The sequence below is a fragment of the Paenibacillus sp. EKM211P genome, from assembly GCF_011066175.1.
GTDB classification, from domain to species: domain Bacteria; phylum Bacillota; class Bacilli; order Paenibacillales; family Paenibacillaceae; genus Paenibacillus; species Paenibacillus polymyxa.
Genome location: NZ_JAAMNS010000034.1, coordinates 1 through 6240, shown reverse-complemented (window position 1 = coordinate 6240; position 6240 = coordinate 1). Strand labels below are relative to the sequence as shown.

The following is a 6240-nucleotide window of genomic DNA, read 5'->3' as shown; positions in this document are numbered from 1 at the left end:
GACGGAAACGGTGGCACGGTGGATACGCAGTTCAACGTGACGATCACACCGGTGATTCCCGAAGCCGTGAACCATGCCCCGATGGTGGAAACGTCGATCAGCAATGTAACGACAGGAGCCGCAGACGGCATCAAGACCGTGAGCTTTGCAGATGTGTTCGCAGATGAAGACAGCGACGCGCTGACATACACTGCAACTTCGACAGATACAGGCGTGGCGACAGTAGCGATAAACGGAAGCGATCTGAAAATAACGCCAGTGAACGCGGGTACAGCCACGATTACGGTAACGGCAAATGACGGAAACGGCGGCACAGTGGATACGAATTTCACTCTAACGGTGACTCCTCCACCTGCTGTTAATCATGCTCCTGTTGTTCAAAGCACGATTAATGATATTTCTACAGAAGCAGGTGCTATGGACACAACTATTGGACTTGCTTCAACTTTTGCGGATGAAGATTTGGACTCGCTAACGTATTCCGCTGATTCATCGGACCCTGGCGTAGCAACGGTTTCCGTTACAGGCGATCAACTGATTATTACTCCGCTAGCAGTCGGGAGTGCTACAGTAACAGTCACCGCAGATGATGGAAAGGGGGGAACCGTTCAAACGATCTTCCAAGTCACTGTTGGAGAAAAGAAAGGACTTTTCTTCTCCGAGTTGGCATGGGGGGAGGGCGACCCTATGATGCAGATTATTGAGCTTTATAATGCGGGTTCAGAGAGATTGGATGCTTCAAAAATTAGAATTGAACGTAGTGGCGGTGGAGATCCGATCGAAATAAGTCAAGACGCAGGTGCTTTTATTCAAGGTAGAGCTACTTTTGTGATAGGAGAAACCATGTTTTTTGGTGATGTGTATGTAGATTACTCCACGGGTATGGAATTTTATAACGATGATTCAGCACCTGTCACTTTATCACTCTATTACGATAATCAGTTGATTGATACGGCGGTGTTTCAGCCTCATACCACTATAGCTAGACAATCCGGTGTTACCCATGGAAATGCAGGCCACTACGAGGAAAGTGAATGGATTGATGAAGGAATCGATTATACGGATAATATCGGCGTCTTTAGCAGTGAAGCACCATAATGAATAAAAAGAATAGAGGGAACATCATGAGTTCTAAACCTAATAAATGGCTGATTACATTAGCTTTGGCTGCACTTGTTGCTCCAACAGCTTTGCAGACGATCGCATCTGCTGCCAGTGATGCATCAAATGGAGCAGCTCTGGCCAGCCAGCCTTTTAAAGACATCAATAATGTTGCTTCTAAGCAAAAGACAAGCATCCTCCAAGCCATTGAAGCTGGGCTTCTGCGTGGAGACCCATCCGGATCTTTTCGGCCAACGGATTTGTTGACTCGTCAAGAAATGGCGGTTCTATTAACTCAAGCTCTGCAACTCTCTATTTCTAAAGCAGCAAGCAGTAGCTTTTCGGATGTAGACTCGAAAAGTTGGTCGAGTCCCTATATTGAGGCTGTACACCGTGCAGGACTCATGAATGGAGACGACGGCAACAAATTCAGACCCAAAGCGGTAGTGACCAGAGAGGAGGCGGCGGTACTGCTTATGCGGGCCGCCGGGCTTCCTATCACAGCTGACGCCACGGATTCTGCTAAACTTACTGATTGGAATCGGGTTAGCCCGTGGGCACGTCCTTACGTAAATACGGCTTTACAGTCGGGTTCCATGGAAACGGATCAATCCGCTTTCAAACCTAAATCGTCTGTTCAGCGTCAAGATATAGCCCAGTATATGATGTCTACCTTTTTCCCTAAGGACCATGTTGTCCAACTCCAAAAAGTGGAGGATGGAAAGGCTTGGATTAACGGGATTGAATATAAACTTTCGGATTCAGTTAAAGGAATCTTGCAAACCTCTAACCAGGAGATTCTCAAAGGAGCAGACATTCAATTTGTAGCATCACAGCGGACCATTGAATCGATCACCAAACTAGTCATCCATGCGAGCGGGCAAGCCCCGATAGGGCAAGCTTCCGAATTCAGTGGTAATCTTGTATTAGATGGTCATAACTCTACGATTGACGGAGATTTAACTATTGACGGTGATTACATTTCAGTTATGAATTTGAATGTCAAAAATAGCTTTACAGTTACGTCAAGCCTTGGACATGATTTCTATGCCTCTAAATTTACGGTACAAGGAAAAACATATATTCAGGGTGGTGACCAGAACACCGTATTATTTGATGCATCTGAGCTGAAGGATGTCGAGGTCTCCAAACAGGATGTCCACGTTGTCATTCAAGGGAATTCGACGGTGGATCAAATGACATTGACTTCCAATGCAACGATTGAAAATGATTCATCCTCAACGATACAGCATATGAATGTTCTTGCCGGTGCCCAGCAGGTAGAGTTGCAGGGGACTATTCAGCAAGTGTCGGTCAACAGTGATCAGTCCGTAGCTCTGACAGGCAAGGCCTCCATTAATACATTGGCTGTGAACAGTTCCACCCCGGTCAGTTTGGAGGTAGCTGGAAGCATTTCAAATTTACAAGTAAATAACTCTGCAGCAAATATTAGTGTAAGCTCCTCCAGCCAAGTCACGAATACTTCATTTGCAGCAGGTGTGTCCTCTTCGACGGTATCAGGAGTCACTACAACTTCTTCTGGTAGCTCGCGTTCTACGGTTGTGACCAATACAGCGCCGAAGTTAGTGACCAAATATGACGATCAGGCCGTAACGGTGGGCGATTCTGAACTTCAAATTAACTTGCTTGGTCATTTTACGGACGAGGAGCAGTCCGAGCTCAAATATACGGCAGTGTCGTCTAGTACAAAAATCAGTACAGTTCGAGTAGAGGGAACAAATCTATTTATTAAGGCTGTTGGCAAAGGGACTGCGACCATTACGATCGCCGCAGATGACCAGGCCGGGAAGAAAGCGGGTGCGAATTTCAAAGTCCGTGTCAATGAATCTCCTGTTTCATCGGGTATCCCTGATCAAAGCAAGCAGTTAGGGAGCGGCGACGTAACCTTATCTTTAGGATCGTTTTTTACGGATTCTGAAAATGATCCTATGACCTATGAGGTTGCGATCGATGATCCTTCCATTGCCACCTTTACCTTGACTGGTGATCAATTGGTATTAACTCCGGCAACTGTAGGACATGCCCAAGTTACCGTCAAGGCATCCGATGGTCGGGGAGGCAGCGCAAGTCAGCCGTTTCAATTGGCGGTAACTGCAGTACCTAATCAAAATTCAGTTGTAAATCAGAAACCAGGCAACCAAACGCTCACTGTTGGCGATGCGGACTACATCCTGGATTTATCCCCGGTATTCCTTGATCCGGATAGCAACCCGCTAACCATCTCGGCAGAATCCTCGGATCCGTCCATTGCGACGGTCTCTATTAACGGAAACCAGGCTACGGTTCATGCGGTTTCCTCAGGAACAGCAAACATCCAGCTAAAAGCGGCAAATGGCCGTGGAGGCGAGGTTAAGACCAATTTTGATATTACCGTTAATGAACCTCCGGCATCCCTGGGAATTCCGGATCAAACGAAACAAATCAATTCAGGCGACATTCAGTTATCTTTAAACAACTTCTTTACCGACCATGAGCAGGATACGTTATCATACAGCATTGATATTTCCGATTCTTCGGTTGCGACTGCAGTGCTGAATGGGGACGCGCTTACCATTACACCGTTAAAGATTGGCAGCACAGTAGTATCCGTTAAAGCATCCGATGGCCATGGAGGCAGCACAAGCCAGTCATTCCAATTGGAAGTAACCGCTGTTCCTAACCAAAATCCGGTTATAGATCAGAAGCCGGATAATCAGACACTGATTTTAGGCAATGCAGATTATATCCTGGATTTATCTTCTGTATTCCACGATCCCGATGGCGATCCTGTGGATGTTTCGGTAGAATCGTCGAATTCATCAGTTGCTGCTGTATCCGTTAACGGATACCAAGTCACCGTCCATGCAATTTCTTCAGGAACAGCAACGATTCAGCTTAAAGCAGAAGATGGTCGCGGGGGCGAGGTCACTACTGATTTTGATGTTACTGTCAATGAATCCCCAGTTTCGTCAGGGATTCCGGACCAGATAAAAGAAATAAATACAGGCAATATTCAATTGTCCTTAAACGATTTCTTTTCCAGTCCTGATAGCGATATTTTAAATTACGATGTTAGTGTTTCTGACCCGACTGTTGTGACGGCTGACGTTTATGGGGATTTGCTCACTCTTACACCGTTAACGATCGGTAGCACATTAGTATCGATCAAAGCAACAGATGACCGAGGAGGGCAAGTGATCGAAACTTTTAAAGCCACTGTCACGGCTGGAACTCCAGAGAATCAGAATCCAGTAGAAACTAAACCTGCCGACCAATCGCTTACTATAGGTGGTGAGGTTTACTCACTCGACTTAGGTTCCGTTTTTACTGATCCTGATGGTGATACGTTGACTTTTAAGGCCACCTCTTCTGATCCGTCCGTTGCTTCGGCGGAAATCGCTGGAGCTCAGTTGAAAATTCAGGCACTAAGTGCAGGAACGACAAGCATAGAAATTACGGCTATGGATGGTCGTGGAGGGGAAACTTCAACCAGCTTCCAGGTCAATGTCCAATCATCCGGCTTGCCTAACCCGTCTTCTAATCAGCCGCCTCAAGTAGAAGCGGTCATTTATGAACAAGTGTTGACTGCAGGAGTTACGAATGCAAGAAGCTACGACTTATCTCAATTGTTCAGTGATGCTGACGGGGATGCCTTGACGTTTACTTCTACTGTTGAATCAAGCGGTATGGTAAATGCAGAGGTTAACGGATCAACGCTGACTCTTACTCCAGGTAATCAGGCAGGAAGTACCAAGGTAACGATTACTGCGGATGATGGGCATGGCGGAAAAGCCACCTATAATTTTCAGGTAACGAATGCCCCTCTTGCAACGAATGGAATTATTCAAATCCGGACTAAGCAAGGGGTCAAAGATCCGATTACTTATGACATGTCAACAGTGTTCCCAGGTGAAACTTCATTTAAAATCTATTCGGGTACGGCAGATTCTACCTTTACTGGACCAACCCCTCTTAATGGGACGGTTTGGACGTGGAACGGGGGTGTTTTTCAATACTTCTGGGTAATCGGAGCAAACGGATCTGCTACTGTATTTCAAGTGATCTCAAATCCTCAAGGACCGGAGGAACTGTATTTCTCTCAGTATCTATCCTTGGATAAAACCCGTACTGCCATTGAGCTGTTTTACAATCCGGTAGGAGATACTTCTAAGCCTATAGAAAATGCAGGATACTCACTTGAGATTCATCAATACAATTTAGCTACAAATACTCCTAAAGTGTGGAGCCAGCCTATTAATTCGTTTTACAAAGGCATGCCTTATATATATATCGATTCCATCTTTTATGACTTTTTCGATATTATTCCTGCGACATACTATAATGATGAGATAATGTTATTAGAGACAGATAAAAACGTAACGACAGGCTATGTTCTGAAAAAGAACGGCGTAACGATCGACGTCTTAGGTGATCCTGACGGCGAAACGCAATTTATGCCGAATAACGGGACTATTATCCGAAAATCGGGGATTAAGTCCGGTTCCTCCTCTTATAACCTTCCGGGAGAGTGGAACTCTTATCCAAGTGGAACGCTCCAATATTTTAGTCATCATACTCCATAACATTTTGTTAAATTAACGGGAAGCCGGCGATTTTTTCGTCGGCTTTTTTCTTATATTTTTTCAGATTTTAATCCTCTTACTTTGTGCTTCCTTAAAAGGCAGTAGAAGTGCATAACCATTATCGGTTTTGGAGTTTGTTTTTGATTTTAAATTAAACTTAAAATTTTTTTAATAAAACACTTGCTAAATGATTTCATTATGTGATATATTTTTATTCCGGCCAATTAAACAAGATATTTTGCCGGGTAGCTAATAAGCAGAATGGATTTGAAGGAAGAAGTACTTCTCGAAAAAAAGTTATTGCAAAATTAGTTCGAATGTGATAATATATAAAAGTTACTGTTGAGATTGAATTGACATCAAGAGACAGTGTTTGATCTTTGAAAACTGAACAACGAGTGAGTACGGATTTTATTTATAAAATCCAATGCTGAAATTTTGGTGCATGCCATCTGGCTGTATGAAATGGAAGCGAAAAAGAGATATTTTATCTCGTCAGTTTCAAAATGAGCTAATCGCTCTTTCTATATTGTTTCATCTTCGGTTCTTCTCCTTG

General features: G+C 44.3%; 2 protein-coding genes. Both read left to right on the top strand.

All coding sequences use genetic code 11. The annotated features are described in order from the left end of the window. The coding region (locus G9G57_RS25140) for an Ig-like domain-containing protein (protein WP_446724835.1) at positions 1 to 1098 on the top strand (1098 nt) is incomplete at its 5' end. A 26-nt stretch (positions 1099 to 1124) separates the two neighbouring features. Next, on the top strand, positions 1125 to 5684 hold the full coding sequence (locus G9G57_RS25135; RefSeq protein WP_164965672.1) for an S-layer homology domain-containing protein: 4560 nt from the start codon (positions 1125 to 1127) through the stop codon (positions 5682 to 5684). Positions 5685 to 6240 lie beyond the last annotated feature (556 nt).

Coding starts and splice junctions, on each gene's coding strand:
- G9G57_RS25135 (WP_164965672.1), top strand. CDS start 1,125: ATGAGTTCTAAACCTAATAAATGGCTGATTACATTAGCTTTGGCTGCA.